17 protein-coding genes and 1 pseudogene are annotated in these 22,401 nt (G+C 70.0%); 6 read left to right on the forward strand and 12 right to left on the reverse strand.

The genetic code is table 11. The features are described 5' to 3' along the window. Positions 1 to 325: 325 nt before the first annotated feature. The 7 genes from ACFVWD_RS32105 to ACFVWD_RS32135 all read right to left on the reverse strand — a co-directional run bounded on the left by ACFVWD_RS32105 (position 326) and on the right by ACFVWD_RS32135 (position 10,474). On the reverse strand, positions 326 to 1,813 hold the full coding sequence (locus ACFVWD_RS32105; protein ID WP_389601164.1) for an MFS transporter: 1,488 nt from the start codon (positions 1,811 to 1,813) through the stop codon (positions 326 to 328). Positions 1,814 to 1,902: 89 nt separating this feature from the next. Next, positions 1,903 to 3,219: a serine hydrolase domain-containing protein gene (locus tag ACFVWD_RS32110; RefSeq protein ID WP_389601166.1), complete on the reverse strand. Its 1,317-nt coding sequence runs from the start codon at positions 3,217 to 3,219 to the stop codon at positions 1,903 to 1,905. A gap of 191 nt (positions 3,220 to 3,410) precedes the next feature. Further along, positions 3,411 to 5,183 carry an RICIN domain-containing protein gene (locus ACFVWD_RS32115; protein ID WP_389601168.1) on the reverse strand — a complete coding sequence of 591 codons (1,773 nt, stop codon included), beginning with the start codon at positions 5,181 to 5,183 and terminating at the stop codon, positions 3,411 to 3,413. A gap of 53 nt (positions 5,184 to 5,236) precedes the next feature. Beyond that, on the reverse strand, positions 5,237 to 6,058 hold the full coding sequence (locus tag ACFVWD_RS32120; protein ID WP_389601169.1) for a carbohydrate ABC transporter permease: 822 nt from the start codon (positions 6,056 to 6,058) through the stop codon (positions 5,237 to 5,239). Then, positions 6,055 to 7,032: a carbohydrate ABC transporter permease gene (locus tag ACFVWD_RS32125; RefSeq protein ID WP_389601170.1), complete on the reverse strand. Its 978-nt coding sequence runs from the start codon at positions 7,030 to 7,032 to the stop codon at positions 6,055 to 6,057. The genes ACFVWD_RS32120 and ACFVWD_RS32125 overlap by 4 nt, the downstream gene beginning before the upstream one ends. 83 nt (positions 7,033 to 7,115) lie before the next feature. After that, positions 7,116 to 8,366: an extracellular solute-binding protein gene (locus ACFVWD_RS32130; protein ID WP_389601172.1), complete on the reverse strand. Its 1,251-nt coding sequence runs from the start codon at positions 8,364 to 8,366 to the stop codon at positions 7,116 to 7,118. Between the two features lie 86 nt (positions 8,367 to 8,452). After that, positions 8,453 to 10,474: a glycoside hydrolase family 127 protein gene (locus ACFVWD_RS32135; RefSeq protein ID WP_389601174.1), complete on the reverse strand. Its 2,022-nt coding sequence runs from the start codon at positions 10,472 to 10,474 to the stop codon at positions 8,453 to 8,455. A 251-nt stretch (positions 10,475 to 10,725) separates the two neighbouring features. Here ACFVWD_RS32135 and ACFVWD_RS32140 point away from each other — a divergent pair, with 251 nt between their 5' ends. Together ACFVWD_RS32140 and ACFVWD_RS32145 are read left to right on the forward strand one after the other, a co-directional pair. Further along, positions 10,726 to 11,745 carry a LacI family DNA-binding transcriptional regulator gene (locus tag ACFVWD_RS32140; protein ID WP_389601176.1) on the forward strand — a complete coding sequence of 340 codons (1,020 nt, stop codon included), beginning with the start codon at positions 10,726 to 10,728 and terminating at the stop codon, positions 11,743 to 11,745. A 63-nt stretch (positions 11,746 to 11,808) separates the two neighbouring features. Beyond that, entirely contained in the window at positions 11,809 to 12,114 is a 306-nt protein-coding gene (locus ACFVWD_RS32145) for a ribosomal protein L7/L12 (RefSeq protein WP_389601240.1), read from the forward strand. A gap of 242 nt (positions 12,115 to 12,356) precedes the next feature. On the opposite strand, the pseudogene ACFVWD_RS32150 reads toward ACFVWD_RS32145, so the two are convergent. After that, positions 12,357 to 12,524, reverse strand: a pseudogene (locus ACFVWD_RS32150) (TetR/AcrR family transcriptional regulator); the annotation flags it as partial. A 56-nt stretch (positions 12,525 to 12,580) separates the two neighbouring features. On the opposite strand from ACFVWD_RS32150, the gene ACFVWD_RS32155 reads away from it, so the two are divergent. Then, complete coding sequence (locus tag ACFVWD_RS32155) at positions 12,581 to 12,928, forward strand: aldo/keto reductase (protein WP_389601178.1); 348 nt, start codon at positions 12,581 to 12,583, stop codon at positions 12,926 to 12,928. Positions 12,929 to 13,063: 135 nt separating this feature from the next. On the opposite strand, the gene ACFVWD_RS32160 is transcribed toward ACFVWD_RS32155, so the two are convergent. The 3 genes from ACFVWD_RS32160 to ACFVWD_RS32170 all read right to left on the reverse strand — a co-directional run bounded on the left by ACFVWD_RS32160 (position 13,064) and on the right by ACFVWD_RS32170 (position 15,264). Beyond that, positions 13,064 to 13,654 (reverse strand): histidine phosphatase family protein, encoded by a 591-nt coding sequence (locus tag ACFVWD_RS32160; RefSeq protein ID WP_389601180.1) that lies wholly within the window; start codon positions 13,652 to 13,654, stop codon positions 13,064 to 13,066. After that, a complete protein-coding gene (locus ACFVWD_RS32165; protein ID WP_389601182.1) occupies positions 13,651 to 14,643 on the reverse strand; it encodes a Ppx/GppA phosphatase family protein in 993 nt (330 codons plus the stop codon). Before ACFVWD_RS32165 ends, ACFVWD_RS32160 begins: the two co-directional genes overlap by 4 nt. A gap of 201 nt (positions 14,644 to 14,844) precedes the next feature. Next, the gene (locus ACFVWD_RS32170; protein WP_389601184.1) at positions 14,845 to 15,264 is read right to left on the reverse strand and encodes an arsenate reductase ArsC; all 420 of its coding nucleotides are present in this window, start codon (positions 15,262 to 15,264) and stop codon (positions 14,845 to 14,847) included. 120 nt (positions 15,265 to 15,384) lie between these two features. Here ACFVWD_RS32170 and ACFVWD_RS32175 point away from each other — a divergent pair, with 120 nt between their 5' ends. Further along, positions 15,385 to 15,699 (forward strand): helix-turn-helix transcriptional regulator, encoded by a 315-nt coding sequence (locus tag ACFVWD_RS32175; RefSeq protein ID WP_075029483.1) that lies wholly within the window; start codon positions 15,385 to 15,387, stop codon positions 15,697 to 15,699. Positions 15,700 to 15,750: 51 nt separating this feature from the next. Here the strand turns inward: ACFVWD_RS32175 and sbnA are convergent, their stop codons facing one another. Then, the gene (sbnA, locus tag ACFVWD_RS32180; protein WP_389601185.1) at positions 15,751 to 16,737 is read right to left on the reverse strand and encodes a 2,3-diaminopropionate biosynthesis protein SbnA; all 987 of its coding nucleotides are present in this window, start codon (positions 16,735 to 16,737) and stop codon (positions 15,751 to 15,753) included. 464 nt (positions 16,738 to 17,201) lie between these two features. On the opposite strand from sbnA, the gene ACFVWD_RS32185 reads away from it, so the two are divergent. Both ACFVWD_RS32185 and ACFVWD_RS32190 read left to right on the forward strand, forming a co-directional pair. After that, complete coding sequence (locus ACFVWD_RS32185; protein ID WP_389601187.1) at positions 17,202 to 19,847, forward strand: Pls/PosA family non-ribosomal peptide synthetase; 2,646 nt, start codon at positions 17,202 to 17,204, stop codon at positions 19,845 to 19,847. A 28-nt stretch (positions 19,848 to 19,875) separates the two neighbouring features. Continuing rightward, the gene (locus ACFVWD_RS32190) at positions 19,876 to 22,392 is read left to right on the forward strand and encodes an amino acid adenylation domain-containing protein (RefSeq protein WP_389601188.1); all 2,517 of its coding nucleotides are present in this window, start codon (positions 19,876 to 19,878) and stop codon (positions 22,390 to 22,392) included. Positions 22,393 to 22,401 lie beyond the last annotated feature (9 nt).

Consider the following 22,401-nt stretch of genomic DNA (forward strand, 5'->3'; position numbering starts at 1 on the left):
CGTTCGGAGCGTCGGGAGCCAGGGCCACTGGACGGGGTGCGGTACGACGGCCACCGCCGCGCACGCACGCACACGCAACGCCACCCTCAGTCCGTAGGAGGGGCCGAGGGGACCGGTCCGGCGACGCCGGCAACCCCGGTCGGACACCCGGCGAACGCCTGTGCCGGTCGGCACGCCGATCCGTGCCACGCGGGTGCAGAGGGTTCCGGGTCGATCGAAGCGCCAAGGCGGTCGCCGCCCCCGGGAGCGGGGCGACGACCGCCTTGGGCCCCTGCCGACGGGGTACGGTCGGCCCGTACCCCGCGTCTGTGACCCTCTGTGACCCTTACGACTTCGTCCCGGAGACCTCCGCGGGCCGCTCGGCCGACCCGCCGGCCACCGGCGCCGCCGGGCCCGCCGGCCGCTGGCGGGGGAGGAAGGCGGCGAGGGTGAGGGCGAGGAGGGCGGCACCGGCGCCGATGGCCATGACCACCTTGAAGCCGTTCTCCGAGGGCAGGGCGGTGGTGCCGAGATTGGTGGTCATCTGCGCCAGGACGACACCGGCGATGGCGCTGGCGAACGACGTACCGATGGACCGCATCAGGGTGTTGAGGCTGTTGGCGGCGGCCGTCTCGGAGGCGGGCACGGCGCCCATGATGAGGGCGGGCATGGCGCCGTAGGCGAACCCGACGCCGCCGCCGATGATGCAGGAGACCAGGACGAGGTGCCAGACCTCGGACATCAGCACGATGTTGAGGCCGTAGCCCGCGGCGACGATGACGGCGCCGAGCATCAGGGTGGCCTTGGGACCCTTGGCCTTGGTGATGGCGGCGGACAGCGGCGCCATCGCCATCATCACCAGACCTTGCGGGGCGAGGACCAGGCCGACGGTCATCATGGACTTGCCGAGGCCGTAGCCGGTCTGCTCGGGGAGCTGGAGGAGCTGCGGCAGGACCAGGGACATGGCGAACATCGAGAAGCCGAAGGCCACCGAGGCGAGGTTGGTGAACAGCACCTGGCGACGGGCGGTGGTGCGCAGGTCGACCAGCGGCTTGGCGATGCGCAGCTCGTAGACACCCCACGTCAGCAGGACGACGACCGCGACGGCGAGCAGACCGAGGGTGGTGGCGCTGCCCCAGCCCCAGTCGGCGCCCTTGGAGACGGCCAGCAGCAAGGAGACCAGGCCGACCGCCATGCCGACGGAGCCGATCAGGTCGAAGCGCCCCCCGGTGCGGACCTTGGACTCGGGCACGAGGACCAGGACGAGCGCGAGGGCGACGGCGCCGAGCGCGGCCGAGGTCCAGAACAGAATGTGCCAGTCGAAGTTGTCGGCGATGAAGGCGGCGGAGGGCAGGCCGAGGGCGCCGCCGACGCCGAGGGAGGCGCTCATGAGCGCGGTCGAGCCGGCGAGCCGCTCCGAAGGCAGTACGTCACGCATGATGCTGATACCGAGCGGGACCACGGCGGCGGCCAGGCCCTGGAGGGCGCGCCCGGCGATCATCGGGACGAGGGAGTCGCTGAGCGCGCAGACCACCGAGCCGGAGATCAGCAGGACGATGCTGATCAGGAGCATGCGGCGTTTGCCGAACATGTCCCCGAGGCGCCCGACGACCGGGGTGGCGACGGCGGCGGCGAGGAGGGTGGCGGTGACCGCCCATGCGGTGTTCGACGCCGAGGCGCCGAGGAGCTTCGGCAGCTCCGGAACGATAGGGATGACCAGGGTCTGCATCAGCGAGACCACGATGCCGGCGAAGGCCAGAACCGCGACCACGGCGGTCGACCTCGGCGGGGCGGAGCCCTCGGCGTCGGTGGGTCGGGCAAGGGCGTCGGACATGGACGTGCCTCCGTCGAGCGCGCAGGTTTGCTTAACTCACTCAACCATAATCCAGATTGATTGACTTAAGCAAGCGTCTCATGTGAAGATCACCGCGTGGTGGTGGGGGCCGGTGCGGGTGGCAGCGACAGTCCCGCGTAGATCTCGTCGAGAACGGTGGGCAGCAAGGCGATCGCCGTGGTCCTGCCGTCCGGCGACAGGGTCAGGTTCGTCCATATGGCGAGCGTGACGTCGTTGTCCGGGTCGTGGCCGATGAACGAGTTGAAGCCCGGAAGCTCGCCGCCGTGGTAGTACATCGCGGCGTTCGGGCCGAACCGCTGGTAGGCGATGCCGTAGCCGTACTGCTGTCCGTCGGGAGCCTTGGGGTCCTCGGGTCGCAGGCTGTGGAGCCATTCCCGCTGGTACGTGGAGTTCAGGACCTTGCCCGAGACCAGCGCCCGGATCCATGTGGACAGGTCGTCCGCCGTGGAGATGGCGGCAGTGGCGTACGAGGGGTTCTGGTGGGTGTAGTCGACGGGCGGGAGTTTCCCGGTCCGCGCGGCGGCCTGCAGCTCGGGCGGATACGGCTTGTCGACCAGGGCGTAGGACGATCCCCCGTACATGTAGCCGTGCGAGAAGCGGTCCGGCATGGAGGCGTCGTCGGCGGCGGGGAGCGAGGTCTGCCGCAGCCCCAGCGGGCCGAACAGCCGGTCCTGGAACTGCTGGGCCAGCGGGCGTCCGCCCGCCTTCTCGGCTATCAGGCCCAGCAGCGCGTAGTTGGTGTTGCAGTATTCGTAGGAGGCGTCGGGCGGGAACTCCGGTGGGTGCCGGAACGCGATGGCCAGTACCTCTTGCGGTGTCCAGGCCTTTGCCGGGTCGGCGTCCAGAGTCGCCGCCAACTCGGGCGCGTTCGTGTAGTCGTAGAGCCCGCTGCGCATTTTCAGCAGGTCCGCGATGGTGATGTGCTTACCGCCTGGTACGTCCGGGACATAGGCGGACACCGGGTCGCCGAGGTGAAGCCTGCCGTCCTGGGCGAGCAGCATGATCAGCGCCGATGTCATGGTCTTGGTGTTGGAGGCGATCCGGAAATGCGTGCCCGCGTCGGGCGGCGTGTGGCCGGCCAGACCGGTGGCGCCGACCTTCGCCTCGTACGTGCCCTGCGGGGTGCGCAGCAGGACCATCGCCCCGGGGACGAGCAATTTCCTGGCGGCGGCATCCACGGCCGACCGGAATGCGGCCGGATCGATGGGCTTCAGCGCCGACCGCTCGGAAGCGGAACTGGTTGCGTTCGTGGTGCCGGGCGACGCGTCCGAGAGCGCTGTGGTGGCTGCCGGGCCTGAAGCGACCGAGCAGCTCGCGATCAAGAGGGCACAGCAAGGCGCGAGCACACCGAGGCGGGTGCGGCGTGCCATTCGGGAAAGGCTCATCGTCGGCATCACAGCCTTCGCACCCGGAAAACGAGACCACGCCGACAAGCGGTGCACGGCCCCGTTCGGGACCTTTGGATTTACCATTTCATGATATTCGTCCAGGTGTGCGACGACGCCGACGCCGAGCCGACGCCGAACGCTCCCGCGCCCGCGGTGGGCGGCAGGCGCGGGAGCGTCCGGCCGGGCACTCAGCGCGAGGTGAGTTTCCACAGATGGTCGGCGGTGCCGTTGTCGTCCCACTGGAGGACTTGGGCGCCGGACGAGGTGCTCATGTCGGTGACGCCGAGCAGGAGGCCGCTGTTGTAGTTGGCGATCTTGTAGTAGCCGTTGTCGGCGGGGATCAGCTGCCAGAGGTGGTCGCTGGTGCCGTTGTCGCCCCAGATCAGGGCCGTACCGCCGGCAGCGGTGCTCATGCCGTTGATGCCGAGCAGCAGACCACTGGCCTGGTTCACGATCTTGTAGAGGCCCGAACCCGCCGACACCAGCGTCCAGTTCTGGTCGGTGCCGGTGGTCGACGCGGCCTGGACGACGGCGGTGCCCTGTGCGGTGCCCGCGCTCTGTGTGTCCAGCGCGAGCCCGCTGTTCTTGTTGGCGATCTGATAGCGCCCGGCGAGCGAGGCGGACGTACCGCTGGGCGTGACGACGAGGTGGTAGCCGTCGGACGCGTTCATCGCGACGGGGACGGTGAGGGAGCCGTTGCTGACCGGATAGTCGCTCTCGGAGATGGTGTACGGGGCGGAGACGGCTGTGGTGCGGCCCTTGGACGGGGTGTACTCCAGCTTGACGTGCACCGTGCCGCCGAAGGCGGACAGGGAGCCGAGTCCGTTCACGGTGACGGCCGTCGAACCGGTGCCTCCGCCGAAGATCACGCTGATCTGCCGGCCGTCACCGGTGAGCGAGGCGGCGCCGTCGATGCCGGTCTGCGCCGGGGGAGTGGTGGTGAGCATGTTCCCGGACATGTCGCCGTACCACTTGTAGAGCCAGTAGGAGCCGTTGGGTGATCCGCCGGTGTCGGTGAGGGTGTCGCCAAGGGTTCCGTAGTGGTTCCAGAAGGCGAGTTCCGCGTCGTGGACGCCCGCGCGCTCGAACTTGGCGGCGTAGCCGACGAGGGCGCCGGGTATCGCCATCTCGCTCGGTGTCGCGTACTCCTCGATGGAGATCGGCCGCGGGCTGATGCCGAGGCTGCTCTCCAGGGAGCGGTACGCGGAGACGTGCGCGGCGATGTCCTTGCTGCCCTGGAGCTCGTGCCAGGCGATGACGTCCGGGACGGTGCCACTGGCCTTGGCGTCGGTGAGGAACTGGCTCATCCAGCTCTGGTTCCACGCCGAGTGGCTGGGACCCTGGATGGGAGTGGCGGCGTCCTTGGCGCGTACCTCCTTGTACGTGCGTGCCCAACCCGCGTCGAAGGCACCGGCGTTGGTGGTGTCCCAGGTCCAGTCGGGCTCGTTCCACAGCTCGTACGCGCTGATGTTCCCGGCGCCGGAGGACTTGACCGAGGCGACCTGGGTGTCGACGGCGGACAGCCAGTCGCTCCAGCTCACCCACTTGTAGGGGAAGTCGGGGTACCAGTCGGGCATCCGGACGACGACCTTCGCACCGGCCCTGGCGGCCTTGGGGGCGACGACCAGGGAGTCGCCGGCGGGGCTTGGCTCACCGTTGGGCAACTGGTGGCCGCCGGGTGCCATCTGGACGAAGGTGTTCGGCTTCAGCGGCTGGACGAGGCTGTCGGCCGGGGTGCTCGCGTCGGCGAGACCGTAGAGGCTGCCCGTGGCGACATGGGTGACGGACCGCAGGGTCTGGGCGGCGTTCACGACCAGGGTCGTGGACGCGGTGGGGGCCGCCTGGGCGGGCGTGCCGGTGAGGGCGGTCGCGGCGGCGGCCAGGGCCGTCGCCAGGACGGCGGCGGCCGTGCGGTCGAACGGCCTTCTGGGCGTGCGTGGTCGAGATCTCGGAACAGGCATGGGTGGCGGCTCTCCTGACGGATGAGGAGGTGGATGGGTGGCTGACGTCCAGGTCAGTCCTTGACCGCGCCCGCGGTGACCCCGGCGGCCACGTACCGCTGCGCGAGGACGAGCAGGACGGCGGCGGGTACGGACGCGACGACGGCGGTGGCCGTGATCGCGTTCCATTCCTGGTTGTTGTTGCCGATGTAGCGGTAGATGCCGAGGGTGATCGGGCGAAGATCGCCGCCGCCGTCGAGGGTGTTGGCGAAGACGAAGTCGGACCAGGCCCACAGGAAGCTGAACAGCGAGACGGTGACCAGGGCGTTGCGGCTCACCGGCAGGACGACGGACCAGAAGGTGCGCCAGGTACCCGCGCCGTCGATGCGGGCGGCGGCGGTGAGCTCGTCGGGGATGCCCGACATGAACGCCGTGAAGATCATGACGCCGAAGGGCACGGCGATGGTGGAGTCCGCGATGATCAGGCCCCACCAGGAGTTCAGCAGGCCGAGGTTGAGGAAGATCCCGTAGAAGCCCATCGCCATGACGATGCCGGGGATCATCTGGGCGACGAGGAGGGCGAGGCCCATGATGCCGCCGCCGCGGGGGCGGAGTTTCGCCAGTGAGTAGCCGGCCGGTGCGGCGAGGACGAGGGTGGCGGCGACCGTACCGAGGCCGATGAGCAGACTGGTGCCGAGGTAGGGCATCTGGTCGTGCAGCACGGCCCGGTAGCCCTCGAACGTGGGGTGCAGCGGGAGCAGGTCGGGCGGGGACTTGCGCATGTCCTGCTGCGGGGTGAGGGACACGTTCAGCATCCAGTACACCGGGAACAGCATGATCCCGGTCAGCAGGAGTCCGACAGCGGTGTAACGGCGCGAGCTCGTACGCGACTTCACGCTTCCTGCCTCCTCTGGACGCGGATGTACAGCAGGCCGAAGACGAGGGCGATGACGATGAGGATGTTGCCGACGGCGGCACCGGGGCCGAAGTGCGGGAGCAGGGTGCCGAACGCGAGCTGGTACGACCAGGTCGCCAGCGTCGACGAGGAGTCGCCGGGACCTCCCTTGGTCATGATCCAGATCAGGTCGAACACCTTGAGCGTGTAGACCAGTCCGAGCAGCAGCGTGATCGCGGAGACCGGCCGCAGCAGGGGAAAGGTGATGCGCCAGAACTGCTGCCGGCCGCTCGCCCCGTCCAGCGAGGCGGCCTCGTACAGCTCCCCGGGGATGTTCTGCAGGCCGCTGTAGAGGATGACGAGGTTGAACGGGATACCGATCCAGACGTTGGCGATGACGACCGAGGCGAGCGCCCAGTGCGGCGAGGTCAGCCAGTCGACGGGCGGGACACCGACGAGGTGCAGGGCGTAGTTGACCACGCCCGACTCGCTGTTCAGCATCCAGGACCAGGTCGACGCCGACACGATCAGCGGCAGCAGCCACGGGATGAGGAACAGCGCCCGCAGGGTGGTGGCGAGACGGAAGTGCCGGTTGAAGAAGACCGCGAGCGCCAGCCCGGCCGCGTACTGGAGCGCGATCGACACGAAGGTGAACACCATCGTGTTGCGCAGCGCGGGCCCGAAGGTCGGGTCGTTCAGCACCTGGGAGAAGTTGTCCCAGCCCGAGAACGGCGCGTCGCCCGCCACGAACGAGCGGACCGTGTAGTCACGCAGGCTCAGATCGAGGTTGCGGTAGAGCGGATAGAGATAGAAGGCGGCGAGGTAGGCGACGAGCGGGGCGAGAAAGCCCAGCGCGGTCAGCCGGTCCCTGCCTCGCCGACGGCGTGGCGGCACGTCACGCCGGTCGGCGCCGCCCGCCGCTCCCGGCGCGGCCGGGGACCGCTTGGGACGGCGGTCGACTCGGGCGATGGTCATGCGAACTCCTGGATGCGGGTGGCGGTGTCCGGGACGCGGCCTGCGGTGCCGCGCGCTGTCAGCCCTCCTGCCGGCCGGCCGCGTCAGCCCTTGCTCTTGCCGGCCGCCGTCTGCGCGGCGTCGAGAGCGGCCTCGGGGCTCTTGCCACCGGACAGGGCCGCCTGTACGGCGGTCCACATCGGCTGCGAGATGGTGGGGTACTTGGTGCCCAGTCCGCCGCTGGTACGGCCACGCGCGGCGGCCACGGCCTCCACCCACGGCTTGAGCTTCGGGTTCGCCTTGACCTGCTGGGCCTGTACCGCCGCGGTGGGCGCCACGTACGTCAGGGCGGTGTCGCTGGCCAGCAGGCTCTCCGAGCTGGTCAGACAGGAGACGATCTTCTTGCTGATGTCGTAGCGCGCGGTGTCCTGCTGTACGGGCACGGTGACGAACTCGCCGCCGGTCGGCACCGGCGCCGAACCGCCGTTCTGTCCGGGGATGCTGACGACCCCGTACGGGAAGCCGGCCTTCTCCGCGTTGGCGAGCTGCCAGGTGCCGTTCTCACCGAAGGCGTAGTCGCCGGTGGCGAACTCCTGCCAGCTGGTGGTCTGGGTGTTGTTCAGGACGTCCTTGGGCGCCAGTCCCTTGTCGACCCACTGCTTCCACAGCGACAGCGCGGCCACGCTCTTCGGCGAGTCGAGGTGGGTGAGGTCGCCGCCCGCGCCCCAGAACCACGGCAGGAACTGGAAGCTGCCCTCCTCCGTGCCGATCGCCGAGAAGGTGATGCCCTTCTTCCCGGCCGACTTGACCTTCTTCAGGGCGGCCGTGAGTGACGCCCAGTCCTTGATGGAAGCGGGGTCGACGTGGGCGGCGGTGAGGACTTTCTTGTTGTAGTAGAGGGCCAGCGTGTTGGCGCCGATCGGTACACCGTAGGAGGCGCCGTCGATGGTGCCCGCGCCGATGATGTTCTTCTGGATCGCGGACGTGTCCAGACCGAGGTCGCTCGTCTTGTTGAGGATCCCCGCCTCGACCAGTGTGGAGACGACCGGGTTGTCCACGAGCATCACGTCGGGCGCGTTGCCCTGCTGAGCGGCCAGCAGCGCCTTGTTGCCCAGGTCGGTGGTGTCGTAGCCGGTGCGCTTGATCTTGACGCCCGCCGCGGTACCGCACTGGGCGACGCGCTTGCCCCAGTCCGAGGAGGCGTCGAACTGCGGGTACGGGTCCCAGAAGGTGTACGTCGCCGACTTGCCGGTGGAGTCGGAGGAACCCGAACCGCCGCCCCCGCAGGCCGTGACGGAGGCGAGGGTGCCGACGGCGACACAGGCGGCGAGGAGAGTTCTGCGGGTGTTTCGCATTGCGGTGACCTCGTTGTCATGAGTGGTCGTGCGGGGTGACGGGGTGTGCGCCGGTGCCGGGAGGAGGCTGCGGAGGTCGGCAGGTGTCAGGAGGTGGGAAGCCAGACGCGCATGCTGCCGTCCTGCCGGTTGGCCCAGGCGTAGTAGGGGATCGCGGTGAGCTCGACGGGTTCTCCCGAGGGCGCGCTGCCAGGGGCGGCGTCGGCGGACCGGTAGGGCCACCAGCCGACATCCGGGACCGGGCGCCGATGCCCCGTGGCGACGACGGTGGAGACACCGCCGAGCAGATCCGGCCGCTGCTTCACGGCGAGCGGGTGCGCGGTGTCGATGACGACGTCGTCCAGACCGCCCCCGGGGTGGTCCACCTGCTCCAGGCAGTACACGAGCGGGCCCCGCTCGATGGCCACACAGCCGCGGACCGCGTCCACCCGCGGGTCGGCCGCGGTGAGGCGGGGCTCCAGGCCGAGTTCGACGACGACCCGGTCGCCCGGCGCCCAGGTGCGCTCCAGGCGCAGCCAGCCGTCGGTGACGGGGGCGTCGTCCTGGTCGTACGTCCGGTCGCCGCACCGCACGCGGTAGTCGTGGCACCACTGCGGGATGCGCAGGGACAGCGTCCAGGGCCGCTCCCGCGGGGTCTCCTCGACGGTCAGGGACACCGCGCCGTGCCAGGGGTAGTCGGTCTCGGCGGCCACGGTGACGGGCGTCCCGCCGAGGTCACCGCGGTAGCGGCCGGTGACGTACTGGTGGATCTGCAGGCCCTGCCCCTCGGCGTCGGTCGAGGAGAGGTAGTGCTCAAGTCCGGCCAGCAGCCGCATCGCGTTCGGAGGGCAGCAGGCGCAGCGGAACCAGCGGGTACGGCGGGCCGACTGGTCGCCACCGGGGTCCGTGTGGCCGTCGCGGACCTGGAGGGGATTGACGTACAGCCAGCTTTCGCCGTCCAGCGAGACACCGGCGAGGAATCCGTTGTAGAGAGTGCGCTCGATCAGGTCGCTGTAGCGGGCCTCGCCGGTGAGCAGGGCCATGCGCCAGCTCCACTGGATCGAGGCGATGGCGGCGCAGGTCTCGCAGTAGGCACGCTCGTTGGGCAGCTCGAACGGGTCGCCGAAGTCCTCCTCGTCGTGGTGCGCCCCGAGACCACCGGTCAGATGGGTCTTGGCCGTGGTCATGGCCCGCCACAACCGCTCGGTGGCGGAGCGCAGTTCGGCGTCGCCCGTCTCCGTGGCCAGGTCCGTCGCACCGGCCAGCAGATACAACTGGCGCACGGCGTGCCCCTCGACGGTGACCGCCTCGCGCAACGGCACGCGGTCCTGGCAGTACGCCTCGCCGCCGAGCAGGCCGTGGCCGTAACGGTCGACGAAGTAGCCGGCGAGATCCAGGTAGCGCCGCTCGCCGGTCTCCCGGTACAGCTCTACGAGGGCGGTCTCCACCTCCGGGTGGCCGTCGATGCCGTCGATCGGCCTGCCGCTGCCGGGAAGGCCGAAGACGGAGTCGATGTGGTCGGCGAACCGTCGTGCCACGACGAGGAGTTCGTCGCGACCGGTCGCACGGTGATGGGCCACCGCCGCCTGGATCAGATGGCCCGCGCAGTACAGCTCGTGCCCCCAGCGCAGGTCCTGGTAGCGCTCGCCGTTCTTGCGGACCTGGAACCAGGTGTTGAGGTAGCCGTCGGACTGCTGGGCGTCGGCGACCAGGGCGATGATCCGCTCCACTTCGGCGGCGAGCTCACGCAGGTCGGCGCTGTTCTCCTCGCCGTCGGCCGACGGCACGCTCTGGGCGAGCTGCCAGGAGGCGGCTTCCAGCCACTTGTAGACGTCGGTGTCGACGAAGGGGTAACCGCCCTGGAACGCGCCCTGGGCCGTGCCGGCCGCCAGGCGCAGGTTGTGCAGGTTTCCCGCGGACTCCAGCAGAGCGGGGCCCTGCGGGATCGAGGTGTGCGCGTTGACCTCGCGGCGGGCGTGCCAGAAGCCGGTGCGTACCTCCGCGGCGGCGGGACGCAGCGCGGCGGGGGTGTCCGGGCCGAGCCGGACCGGGCCCACTGGGGCAGCGCCCTGTTCGGTGGAAGCCGAGACGTCGGTGGGGGAGGACAGGGCGGAGTCTGTGCGCGGCATGGTTCTCCGAGAGCTGGTGGCGGAAGGGGACCGGGCTGCGGGGCAGGGCGCGACGGCCCCCCGTGCTCGAGAGGCAGGAGGTCCTTGGAACTCGTTTGAGCAACCGTTTTTCCTGCCGAGAAGTAGAGGGCAGCGGGGTAGCCGGGTCAAGGGTCACGGCAAGAGATTTTTCTATTGCCCGGCGGCTGGCACTCACCCCTGGGAGGCTGCGACGATGGACGGGTCGTTGCCGCCCAGGAAAAGGTTTGCTCGTGACCGTTGCTCCAGGTTCCCGCTCCGCCGGCCCGGCGAAGCTCGCCGACGTCGCCGCCCTGGCGGGCGTCAGTGTGGGTACGGCGTCGAAGGCCCTGAACGGCGGCGGGCGGATGCGTCCCGAAACCCGCCAGCGGGTTCTTGACGCCGTCGACGCACTCGGGTTCCGGCCCAACCAGCACGCGCAGAGCCTGCACACCGGGCGGAGCTGGACGGTCGGGCTGATGACGACCGACGGCATCGGCCGCTTCAGCACCCCCGTACTGCTCGGCGCCGAGGACGCGCTCGGAGCCGGCAAGATCTCCGTCCTGCTGTGCGACACCCGCGGCGACGCGATCCGGGAACAGCATCACTTGCGCAACCTCATGGACCGCCGGGTGGACGGCATCATCGTCACCGGCCGCCGTACGGACCCCCGTCCGCCCCTGGACGGCATCGAGGCCGTCCCCATCGTCTACGCGCTCTCGCCGTCCACCGACCCGGCCGACACCTCGGTGGTCTCCGACGATCGGGGCGGGGCCGTACTGGCCGTCGAACACCTGCTGGCCACGGGTCGTACGCGCATTGCTCACATCACCGGCCCGGAACACCACGCGGCCGCCCGCGACCGGGCCCGGCACGCGATCGAGCACCTGGAGCGGGCCTCCCTAGGACTCGCGACGGGACGGGTGCACCACGGGGAGTGGAGCGAGGCGTGGGGGCGCCGCGCCGCCGACGCGGTCCTGCGCACGGCACCGGACACGGACGCCTTCTTCTGCGGCAACGACCAGATCGCCCGGGGCGTGGCGGACGCGCTGCGCGAGCGGAGCGTCAACGTGCCCGGTGACATCGCGGTCGTCGGCTACGACAACTGGGACACCATGGCCCTGGCCAGCAGGCCACCCCTCACCACGATCGACATGGACCTCACCGAGATCGGCCGGATCGCCGCGCTGCGACTCCTCGAAGCCATCGACGCCGACCCGGCACCGGGGGTGCACACCGTTCCGTGCCGACTGATCGTCCGCGAGTCCAGCTGAAGCGATCCGAGTTCCGGTGGGTTGGGAGGTGGGGGAACGGTGGAGCAGCCGGAGTTCAGCGTTGTGCTGACCGGGACCGGCGGCCGGAGGATGGACGTCGTCCAGGCGGTTCGGTCGATCACGGGTCTGAGCGCGTGGCGGAGCGCGCGGCTACTGGAATCCATCCCGGTGGTGGTCGTCGAGGACACATGGTTCGAGGCGGCCGTGGACGCTGTGGGACGTATCAAGGCGGTCGGCGCCGACGCGAGCCTGCTGTGCGGGTGGTGCGAGCGCGCGATGGTCCCCGGAACGGGGCCGGTGGACCCAGGACCGTGCGCGTCCCCCTATTGGTCCCCGGAGGATTGCCCGGCCGGCCGTCCGAGGCGCTGACCTGGGCCGAGACGCCGCTCGCAGGGCCCGCCGGGCTCGGGCCGCCCCCAGAGGGTGACTGAGCGGGAGACCCCGTACGAGCGGCCGGTGCGGTCGGAAGGGTTCAGAGCGGGGCGGTGGCGGTGTGGCGGAGGCCGTCGAACAGGAGGCGTACCACGGCTTGTGCGCCGGCCTCCCAGCCGGGCTGGTCGTGCGAGGCGCAGATGCCGCCCATGGCCCGGAAGACGGTTTCCGGGGGTGACGTCCGAGCGGATCGCGCCGGTCGCGACCGCGGCGGTCATGAGCCGGCCGATCGTCTCGATCATGGAGGCGCGGGCCTGCGCGAACACCGGCGAACCGAGGTCCATGACCGCCTTCAGGGCGACGGCCATGCTCCGGCTCGCCGCGGAGTGGTCCACGAGCTGCTGGAGGAACGCGCGGAGTCCCGCTCAGCGGGGAGGGCCGCCTGAGCAGGTGGGGCGCCGGTGTGCACGTCGAGGACAATGAACACACGACCGCCCTCCTCGACGGCGTCCTCGCCGTCGCCGAGGAGTCCGGGACGAGCGCGGCCCAGGTGTCGGTGGCGTGGCTGCGGGCTCGCGCCGCCCGGGCGTCGACCGCTCTGATCCCGGTCATCGGCCCGCGCACCACCGAGCAGCTGGGCGAGTACCTCACCGCGCTGGACCTCGTCCTCACCGACGAGCAGTACGACCGCCTGGAACAGGCCGGTGGGGTCGCCCTCGGCACCCCGCACGAGACGGCCGCCGCCATCCTCGCCGCCGCTCTCGGCGGCGACGCCGCGCGTGTCCGCCGCTATCCTGTCCCCGTGATCTGATCTCACGCTCGGCGAGGCGACCGCCGGGCACGCGGGGCCGGTACGCCCGTCTCGCCGCACCACGTCGTCATCGACGCGCGGGTGACCGCCCGGGGAGTCCGCTGTCGGGCGCAGGCGTCGGTGGCCTGCGCCCGCTCAGTGAGTAGCGCTGCCCTCGGCGTGACCGAGCGGTCGCCCGAACGTCGCGTTCCAGCGTCCGGCGCGACCGCTGAACTCGGTGGCGGTCAGCGGCGGTACGTCGATCCGCCAGAACGCCGAATCCGGTGCTCCGAGCGCCCGAACGGCCGCGGCACGTACGATTTCCGGCTCCACCACGGCGACGGTCCGGCCCGAGAACCGCGCGGCCTCGTCCAGCCAGGCCGCGACCCGCTCGCACAACTCGTGCACCGACTCGCCCCCGTGCGGTGCGGCCGTCGGGTCCGCCAGCCAGAGAGCGACGGCGTCCGGGGCGTCGGCGCTGACGTCGGCCAGCGTACGGCCCCGCCAACCGCCCACGTCGAACCCGGCCGGCGCGGTCTCGACAGCGCCGTCGAACCCCAACGCCGACGCGGTCTCCCGGCATCGCGAAGTGGGGGAGACGAGTACCCGCTGTGCTGCCGGAAGAGAGCCCGCGGCCGAACGCGCACGCGCGGTGCCGGTCGCGTCGAGCGGGCATCCGTCGTCGAAGCGCGCCTCCCGCAGCGACGCACTGATCGCGGGTGAGATCAGCATCACTCGGCTCGTCATTCGCCCACCCCCATGTCCGACTTCTCTGTCCGTCCAGGCCGGTGAGACTCCGGGCCACCGGGTGTGTCGTGGAGGGCGGCGAGGTGCTCGAGCAGCAGGCCTTCACGGGTCGACCAGGGGCAGACCTCGACCGCCTTGGCCTCGCAGGCCTCCATGAGGGCCTCGGCGACCAGGGCTCCGGCCAGGGACTGCTCGGCGCGGTGCCGGGAGATGCCCGGGAGCTTGGCGCGGCGCGCCGGATTCGCGGCGGCCAGCACCGGGACGGAGGCACGCAACTGGGGCAGGGCCAGCTTCCGTTGTGAGCGTTGTGCCTTGCCCCGGGCGGCGGCGAGCCGGGCGAGCTGCTCGAAGGTCTTGGAGCAGGCCAGCACGCGGGTGCCCGGCTCCGCCCGCGGCAGGTCGGGGACGGCTTCCAGCTTTCGACGCAGATACCGACGGATCTCGGTGAGACCCTGCTTGGACGGGGCGATGCCGCCGGGCAGCCAGTCCCGGGTGATTCTGCGGGCGCCCAAGGGCAGGGAGTGGACGCTGTGCGGCTGGTCTCCGGTACCCGAGGCGATCTCCACGGTGCCGCCACCGACGTCCAGGACCAGCAGCCGGCCGGCCGCCGGGCCGACCCACTGGCGGGCGGCCACGTAGGCAAGCCGCGCTTCCTCTTCGCCGTCCAGCACGCTCAGTTGGGTGCCGGTTCTGCGTGCCACGCGCCTGATGACCTCGTCGCGGTTGGGTGCGTCCCGGATGACCGAGGTGGCGAACGCGAACATGTCGGTGCCGCGCAGTCGGGGGTCGGAGGCGATCGCCTGGGCGACGGCGCGCTCGACGCTCTCCACCCCGGCGTCGTCGAGTCGCCCCTTGCGGTCGAGCGTCTCGTGCAGTCGCAGCCGCACCTTGTGGGAGAACACCGGCTCCATCACATGGCCCGGCCGCGATCGCACCACCGTGAGCAGAGCGCTGTGGCACCCGACGTCGAGTACACCGGCCTGCCGCATCCCATCGCCTCCCCTGGTCTCGTTTCCTCCATGCCGGAACGGATCGACTGCGTCTCCCCATCGTCCGACGGCCCCGTCACCCGACGCGATGGGACTTCCGGTCCACTGTGTGCACGTTCCCTCACCAACCGTGAACCCTACGTCCCGCTCGAATGAGACGGAGCTTCGGTGGACGCGAACCTGGAGGGAGGACCGACGGCCTCACGTCTCCTGCCGGGAAGCGATCTCGCTGATCAGCTTCTCGACGCGGGCCTTGATCTCGTCCCGGATGGGGCGCACGGACTCCACACCCTTGCCTGCCGGGTCCTCCAGGGCCCAGTCGAGGTACTTCTTGCCGGGGAAGACCGGGCAGGCGTCGCCGCAGCCCATGGTGATCACGTAATCGGACGCCTGGACGGCCTCGGTGGTGAGGAGCCTCGGCTGCCGGCCGGCGATGTCGACGCCGACCTCCCGCATGGCCTCGACCGCGGCCGGGTTGACCTGCTCGCCCGGGATCGAGCCGGCCGAGCGGACCTCGATCCGGTCGCCCGCGAGATGCGAAAGGAAGCCGGCTGCCATCTGCGAACGCCCGGCGTTGTGCACACAGACGAACAGCACGGAGGCGAGCGGAGTGGCAGACATCGGTACTTCTTTCGCGGTCAACGGGTCGTACGGCGGTGAGTGCGGACCCGGAGGGCGTGAACGCTGGTCGGCGCCGGCCGGAACTCGTATCAGCCTCGAGTGATGTGACAGTATCAGTCCATGCTGACGTCAGCCGATGCCGATCTGATGCGGGTCTTGGCCGACCCGCTCAGGCTCCGGATCGTGACCCTCCTGGCCCGGGAGACGCTCTGCACCACGCACCTGATCGAGGAGACGGGCGCCAAGCAGACCAACCTCTCCAACCACCTGAAGGTGCTGCGCGAGTCCGGGATCGTGGAGACGGAGCCGTGCGGCCGGTTCGTCTACTACCGGCTCAGGCCCGAGGCCCTCGCCGCCTTGGCCGGTCGATTCGCCGACTTCGCCGAAACCGCGCGCACCACCGCCGAGAACAACACCAAGCGGTCCTGCCCCTGACTCGTCGTCAGTGTTGTTCCCCTGGATGCGGGGCGCTGAACGGACACGGGGTCAGGCCGCCTGGGACGCGCTGGTCAGCGCCGGGGAGTCGACGGCGTCCTCGCCGTACAGATCCTGCACCCAGTTGGTCTGGTAGATGGTCTCCAGATACCGCTCACCCAGATCCGGGGCGATGGCCACCGCGGTCAACTCCCGCCCCTCGTGCCGGGCCAGCCAGTCCATCGCGCCGCTGACCACCGTGCCGGTGGACCCTCCGAACAGAAACCCGCGGCCGGCCAGCCGGTGACAGGCCCCGATCGTGTCGGTCTCCGCCACGCGTACCACGTCGTCCACATAGGACTCGTCCAGCATCGGCGGGCGTCTGCTGGCGCCCAGGCCGGGAATCATCCGCCGGCCGGCCTCACCCCCGAACGTCACGGAACCCACGCTGTCCACGGCCACGATGCGCACCGGGCGGTGCCACTCGCGGAAGTAGCGCGCGCAGCCCATCAGGGTCCCGGTGGTGCCGGCCCCGACGAACAGCACGTCCAGTTCCGGGAACTGCCGGGCGATGGCTGGTGCCGTCCTGCGGTAGTGGGCCATGCCGTTATTGGGGTTGGTGTACTGGTTGAGCCACACATAGCGGTCGTCGGAGGCGCACAGCGCGCGGACGTGGTCGATGCGCGCGCCGAGGAAGCCGCCTACGGGGTCGGGTTCGGTGATGACGCGGACCTGGCCTCCCAGGGCCTCCATCATCAGCCGGGTCGCCAGGTTGCAGCGGGAGTCGGTCACGCACAGGAACTGGTAGCCCTTGGCGGCCGCGATCATGCTCAGGGCCACGCCCAGGTTGCCGGAGGACGACTCGACCAGAACCGAGCCCGCCGTCAGCAGGCCGTCGCGTTCGGCGGCCTCGACCATTTCGGTGGCGGCCTTGAGTTTGATCGAACCGGCGAAATTGAAGCCCTCGCACTTGAGGAACAGCGGGTGCCCGAAGATTCCCTCAAGGTCGACGAAGAGGTCGTCCTCGTTGAAGTCCTGGGGGACGGATATGACGGGCATGGTCGTCTCCTTCACTGCGGGGGTGGGGATCGCCTTCCGGTCTTCCTGCCGCTGATCCGTCCGGGTACGGCCCGGAGAGGAATTCGGATCGGTGAGTTGCGAGTCGCCGGAACGCCTCCAGTACGCCCGAATCCGGGCAGCCTTGTCATGCCACCGAAATTCGGGACTTGACACGCGCTCTCTTCGTGTGAAAGCACCCGTGACCTGGTGAGCCGGGGCCGTTCAGCGCAATTCCCGGGTGATTCCCCGCGGATCGAACGGGTGCCTGTGAGAGGTGGTCGTAAGCCTGCGCGACGCGCACGGAAAGCCAGGGATCACGGGGCGACGACGGGCAAAATGGCCGGACTATCAAGACCGATGCGCTTCGTCAAGCCCCGAAATGCAGGGGCAGGACACGAAGCTCCCGGCCGGGCCTACTGGAGAGGCGCGGACATCACGAATCCGTCCGTACCGACCGACGCTGAATGAAATGTCATCGAGGAGCTCACGTGCTAGAGAAATCCGTGGAGGTCTTGACGGCCGAACCGGCTGACATCCCACCGCTCCATGCGGGCGGGGACGCCGGTTCGGCGACCGACACCGAAAGGCTGCTGGCCGATGTGCTGGCCGGCGTCGTGCGCGTCGAGCAGGTGCCGGCCGACAGCCACTTCTTCAACGACCTGGGTGCCGACTCCTTGGTGATGGCCCAGTTCTGCGCGCGGGTCAGGAAGCGGGGGGACCTGCCGGCGGTGTCGATGAAGGACATCTATCGGCACCCCACCATCCGGAGCCTGGCCACCGCGCTCGTCGAGGCCGCGCCCGCCCCCGTTCCGTCCCCGTCCGTGGAGGCGCCGTCACCGGCGCGGACACCGACCGACGTACGGGCATCGGCCGAGCGGACGGCGCGGGCCGAGGCGCCGGCGGCGGTTCGTACACGGCGCTACATCGTCTGTGGAGTGCTGCAGTTCCTGATCTTCCTGGGCTATTCCTGCCTTGTCGCCCTGGCAGTCGAGCAAGGCCGGCAGTGGATCTCCGCGGGATCAGGCCTGTTCGACCTCTACCTGCGGTCCGTCCTGCTCGCCGGCGCGGGCTTCCTCGGCCTGTGCGCCCTCCCGATCGTGGCCAAGTGGACGCTCGTCGGCCGCTGGCGGTCCGGGGAGTTCCCCCTGTGGGGCATGGCCTATCTGCGGTTCTGGGTCGTCAAGACGCTGATCCGCACCAGCCCCGTGCGTCTGTTCGCCGGTTCACCGCTCTACGTGCTCTACCTCAGGGCGCTCGGCGCACGGATCGGCAAGGGCGTCACGATCCTCTCCCACACGATCCCGGTCTGCACCGACCTGCTCACCGTCGGCGAGGGCACGATCATCCGTAAGGACGTGCTGCTGTCCTGCTACCGCGCCCACGCCGGCGTGATCCAGACCGGCCCGGTCACCCTCGGCAGCGACGTGCTCGTCAGCGAGCACACGGTCCTCGACATCGAGACCTCGATGGGCGACGGCGCCCAGCTGGGCCACGCCTCCTCCCTGCACACCGGCCAGGTGGTGCCCGCCGGCGAACGCCGACACGGCTCTCCGGCGCAGCCGACCGAGGTGGACTACCGGAGGGTCGGCCCCGCCGACTGCCCGACCGCCAAAAGGACCGCGTACGGCGCTGTTCAGCTGCTGAGCCTGCTGGCGGTGTACCTGCCGCTGGCGATGGGCGGCGTCAGTGCCCTGCTCGCCGGTCTCCCGCAGCTTCAGACACTCCTGAACCCGCAGCCGATGGCCAGCCCGGCGTTCTACGTCGATGCCCTGATCGCCTCCGTGATCGTCCTCTTCGGATCCCTGCTGGCCGGCCTCCTCGTCGTGGGTACCGTGCCGCGTCTCCTGAGCCGGGCCATCGAACCCGGCAAGGTCTATCCGCTGTACGGCTTCCACTACGGCATCCAGCGGGCGATCGCGGTGATGACCAACAGAAAGTCCCTCACCACGCTCTTCGGCGACAGCTCCGGCATCGTCCACTACCTGCGCTACCTCGGATACGACCTGTCCCGCGTCGAGCAGACCGGGTCGAACTTCGGCACCGAAGTGCAGCACGAGAACCCGTACCTGAGCTCGGTCGGCACCGGCACCATGATCGCCGACGGACTGTCCATCATGAACGCCGACTTCTCCAGCACGTCCTTTTGCGTGTCCCGCACGTCGATCGGGCCGCACAGCTTCCTCGGAAACCGCATCGCCTACCCCGCGCAGGGCAGGACCGGAGACAACTGCCTGCTCGCGACGAAGGTCATGGTCCCCATCGACGGACCCGTACGCGAAGGCGTGGGCCTGCTGGGCTCACCCAGCTTCGAGATCCCGCGCACGGTGATGCGCGACAACCGGTTCAACCACCTCGAGACCGGCGACGAACTGCGCCGCCGCCTGGCCGCCAAGAACAAGCACAATGCGGCGACCGCCGGCCTGTACCTGCTCGCGCGGCTGATCCACCTCTTCGTGATCACCCTCATCACCATGGGCGCGGTCGACCTCTACCCCTCGTTCGGCGCCCTGGCGATCGCCCTGGCCAGTGTCCTCACCCTCACGTACACCGTCGTGCACTTCGCGCTCGTCGAGCGGGCCTCCACCGGATTCAAGGCCCAGAAGCCGCTGTACTGCTCGATCTACGAATCCTCCTTCTGGCGCCACGAACGCTTCTGGAAGATGGCCTCGGTCCACTACATCCAGGCCTTCGACGGCACCCCGTTCAAGAACGTGATCTGGCGGCTGCTGGGGGCCCGGATCGGCAAGCGGGTCTTCGACGACGGCTGCTTCTTCCCGGAGCGCACCCTCGTCACCGTCGGCGACGACAGCACGCTGAACGCGGGGACCGTGGTCCAGTGCCACTCGCAGGAGGACGGCGCCTTCAAGTCCGACCGCAGTGTCCTCGGCAGCGGCTGCACCCTCGGGGTCGGCGCCTTCGTGCACTACGGCGTGACGATCGCGGACGGCGCCGCGCTGGCTCCCGACTCCTTCCTCATGAAGGGCGAGGAAATCCCCTCGCACGCCCAGTGGGGAGGCAACCCGGCCCGGGAGATGCCGGACCACAAAACCCAGGTCGAATCCGGTCAGCGACAACACGCCACCCAGGCAGCCCCGGCCCTCGGCCACTGACACCGCCGACAAGCAGAGGAAAGACCCGATGGCAACGCATGTGAGTCCCACCCGGACCGGCCGCGAGTACTGGCGCGGCGTACTGACAGCCGGCGGCTTCACCCCCGCCCCACGCTGGACCCTTCAGCCGGTGCCCGGCGTGGGGGAGTACCAGACGCCGGTCCCCTTCGGCACCGTGACGGGGCTGCGCCGACTGACGGCGGAGCTGGCGGTACCACTGCCTTCGCTCCTGCTGACCGCGCACGCCAAGGTGCTCGCCGCACTGTCCGGAGAGCGGGAGATCACCACGGGCTACGTCGCCCGGGGCGGCAGCCCGCTCCCGTGCCGGCTCACCACCGCACCCGCCTCCTGGCGCGAGCTGTTGCACCACACCCACCAGGCCGCCACCGAACTGCTGGCACACCAGGACGTCCCGGCCGAGGACATCGACGCTCTGCAGGGCGAACTGGGCCTGACCGGGCCGTTGTTCGAGACCGTCCTCGACCCCGACGCGATCGACGGAGACCTCACCGAGGGCACCGCACTGCGAGTGGGCGTCCGTCACGACGACGGGCGGCTCGTACTGCGGCTGCGCTACCGCACCGACGCGCTCGACGCCGACAGCGCCGCCCGTATCGCCGGCTACCACCTGACCGCGCTCGCGCTGATCACCGCCGACCCCGATGCCGAGCACACACGCCAGAGCCTGCTGTCCGCCGAGGAGCTTCGGTTCCAGCTCGACCAACTGGCCGGACCGGACCGGGAATTGCCCGACGCGCGGATGCATGAGCTGTTTGAGGACCGGGTGCGGAAGCATCCGGACGCCGTCGCCGCGGTGCACGCCGACCGGCAGTGGACCTACGGGGAGCTCAACGCCCGGGCCAACCGGCTCGCCCGCGCCCTCGTAGCCCGTGGGCTCGGCCGCGAAGGCGTCGTCGCGGTGGTGACCGAACGCAACCTGGACTGGCTGGCCGCCGTCATCGCGGTCTTCAAGGCCGGAGGCGCCTACCTCCCCATCGAGCCGCACTTCCCGGCCGCACGCATCGCCGCCACCCTCTCCCGCGCCGCATGCACGCTGGTGCTGACCGAACCCGGCAGCACCACCACGCTCGACCAGGCCCTCGACTCCCTTCCCGGGACCGAGAGGCTCCTCGTCGACACGGCCTACGCGGAAGACCACCCCGAAGGTGATCTCGGCATCCCGGTCACGTCCGACCAACTCGCCTACATCTACTTCACCTCCGGCTCCACCGGTGAGCCCAAGGGCGCGATGTGTGAGCACGCGGGCATGCTCAACCACCTCTACGCCAAGATCGACGACCTCCAGGTCGGTGAGGGACACGTGGTCGCCCAGACCGCGCCCCAGTGCTTCGACATCTCCCTGTGGCAGTTGGTCTGCGCGCTGCTGGTCGGCGGGCGGACCCTCCTGGTCGCACAGGACGTCATCCTCGACGTACCCCGCTTCCTCGACACCCTCACCGACGGCGAGGTCACCGTCCTCCAGGTCGTGCCCTCCTATCTCGAAGCCGTCCTGACGGAACTCGAACAGCGCCCCCGTACGCTGCCCGACCTGCGGTACGTGTCGGTCACCGGCGAGGCGCTGAAGAAGGAGCTCGCCGAGCGATGGTTCGCCGCCCAGCCCCGGATCAAGCTGGTCAACGCCTACGGGCTCACCGAGACCTCGGACGACACCAACCACGAGGTCATGGACCGGGCACCGGACCGCATCCTGCTCGGCCGCGCGGTCAACAACGTGCGCGTCTACGTCGTCGACGAACACCTCACTCCGGTGCCCCTGGGCGCCCCGGGCGTGATCGCGTTCTCCGGCATCTGCGTCGGCCGCGGTTACATCAACGACCCCGAACTCACCCGGGCGGCCTACCTCGTCGATCCGCACCGCGAAGGCACACGGCTCTACCTCGGCGGCGACCACGGCCGCTGGCACCCTTCGGGAAAGCTGGAGTTCCTCGGCCGCCGCGACGCCCAGGTCAAGATCCGCGGGTTCCGGATCGAGATCGGCGAGATCGAGAACACCCTGCTCCGTCTCCCCGGTGTCCGCGACGGCGCGGTGGTGACGGTCGAACGCGCCGACCGGAGCAAGCACCTGGTCGCCTTCTACTCCGGCCCGAAGCCCCTCGACACCGGGACCCTCACCGACCGGCTGGGTGCCTCACTGCCCGCCTACATGATCCCCGCGGCCTTCCACTGGCGCGAAAGCCTGCCGCTGACCGCCAACAGCAAGATCGACAAGAAGGCACTGGCGGCACTCGCCGAAGAACCCGCCACGACCACCGACGACGACCATCAGCCGCCGGCCACCCCGACCGAGCAGCGCCTGGCGGCCGCCTGGGCGAAGGTCCTCGGCGTCCCGCAGGACCGGATCGGACGCCGCGACCACTTCTTCGACCGCGGCGGCACCTCCCTCTCGGCGGTGAAGCTCGCCATCGCCCTGGACCGCGCGGTGTCCCTCAAGGACGTCACCGCGCACCCGGTCCTCACCGACCTCGCCGCTCTGGTCGACAACGGACCCCAACGCCACGCGACCCCACCACTGACCTCCGTCTGACCGACATCG

It is taken from the genome of Streptomyces sp. NPDC058086, assembly GCF_042885015.1.
GTDB lineage: Bacteria > Actinomycetota > Actinomycetes > Streptomycetales > Streptomycetaceae > Streptomyces.

Coding starts and splice junctions, on each gene's coding strand:
- ACFVWD_RS32170 (WP_389601184.1), bottom strand. CDS start 15,264: ATGTCTGCCACTCCGCTCGCCTCCGTGCTGTTCGTCTGTGTGCACAAC.
- ACFVWD_RS32125 (WP_389601170.1), bottom strand. CDS start 7,032: ATGACCATCGCCCGAGTCGACCGCCGTCCCAAGCGGTCCCCGGCCGCG.
- ACFVWD_RS32135 (WP_389601174.1), bottom strand. CDS start 10,474: ATGCCGCGCACAGACTCCGCCCTGTCCTCCCCCACCGACGTCTCGGCT.
- ACFVWD_RS32160 (WP_389601180.1), bottom strand. CDS start 13,654: ATGACGAGCCGAGTGATGCTGATCTCACCCGCGATCAGTGCGTCGCTG.
- ACFVWD_RS32105 (WP_389601164.1), bottom strand. CDS start 1,813: ATGTCCGACGCCCTTGCCCGACCCACCGACGCCGAGGGCTCCGCCCCG.
- ACFVWD_RS32185 (WP_389601187.1), top strand. CDS start 17,202: ATGAAATGTCATCGAGGAGCTCACGTGCTAGAGAAATCCGTGGAGGTC.
- ACFVWD_RS32165 (WP_389601182.1), bottom strand. CDS start 14,643: ATGCGGCAGGCCGGTGTACTCGACGTCGGGTGCCACAGCGCTCTGCTC.
- ACFVWD_RS32130 (WP_389601172.1), bottom strand. CDS start 8,366: ATGCGAAACACCCGCAGAACTCTCCTCGCCGCCTGTGTCGCCGTCGGC.
- ACFVWD_RS32190 (WP_389601188.1), top strand. CDS start 19,876: ATGGCAACGCATGTGAGTCCCACCCGGACCGGCCGCGAGTACTGGCGC.
- ACFVWD_RS32175 (WP_075029483.1), top strand. CDS start 15,385: ATGCTGACGTCAGCCGATGCCGATCTGATGCGGGTCTTGGCCGACCCG.
- ACFVWD_RS32110 (WP_389601166.1), bottom strand. CDS start 3,219: ATGAGCCTTTCCCGAATGGCACGCCGCACCCGCCTCGGTGTGCTCGCG.
- ACFVWD_RS32115 (WP_389601168.1), bottom strand. CDS start 5,183: ATGCCTGTTCCGAGATCTCGACCACGCACGCCCAGAAGGCCGTTCGAC.
- sbnA (WP_389601185.1), bottom strand. CDS start 16,737: ATGCCCGTCATATCCGTCCCCCAGGACTTCAACGAGGACGACCTCTTC.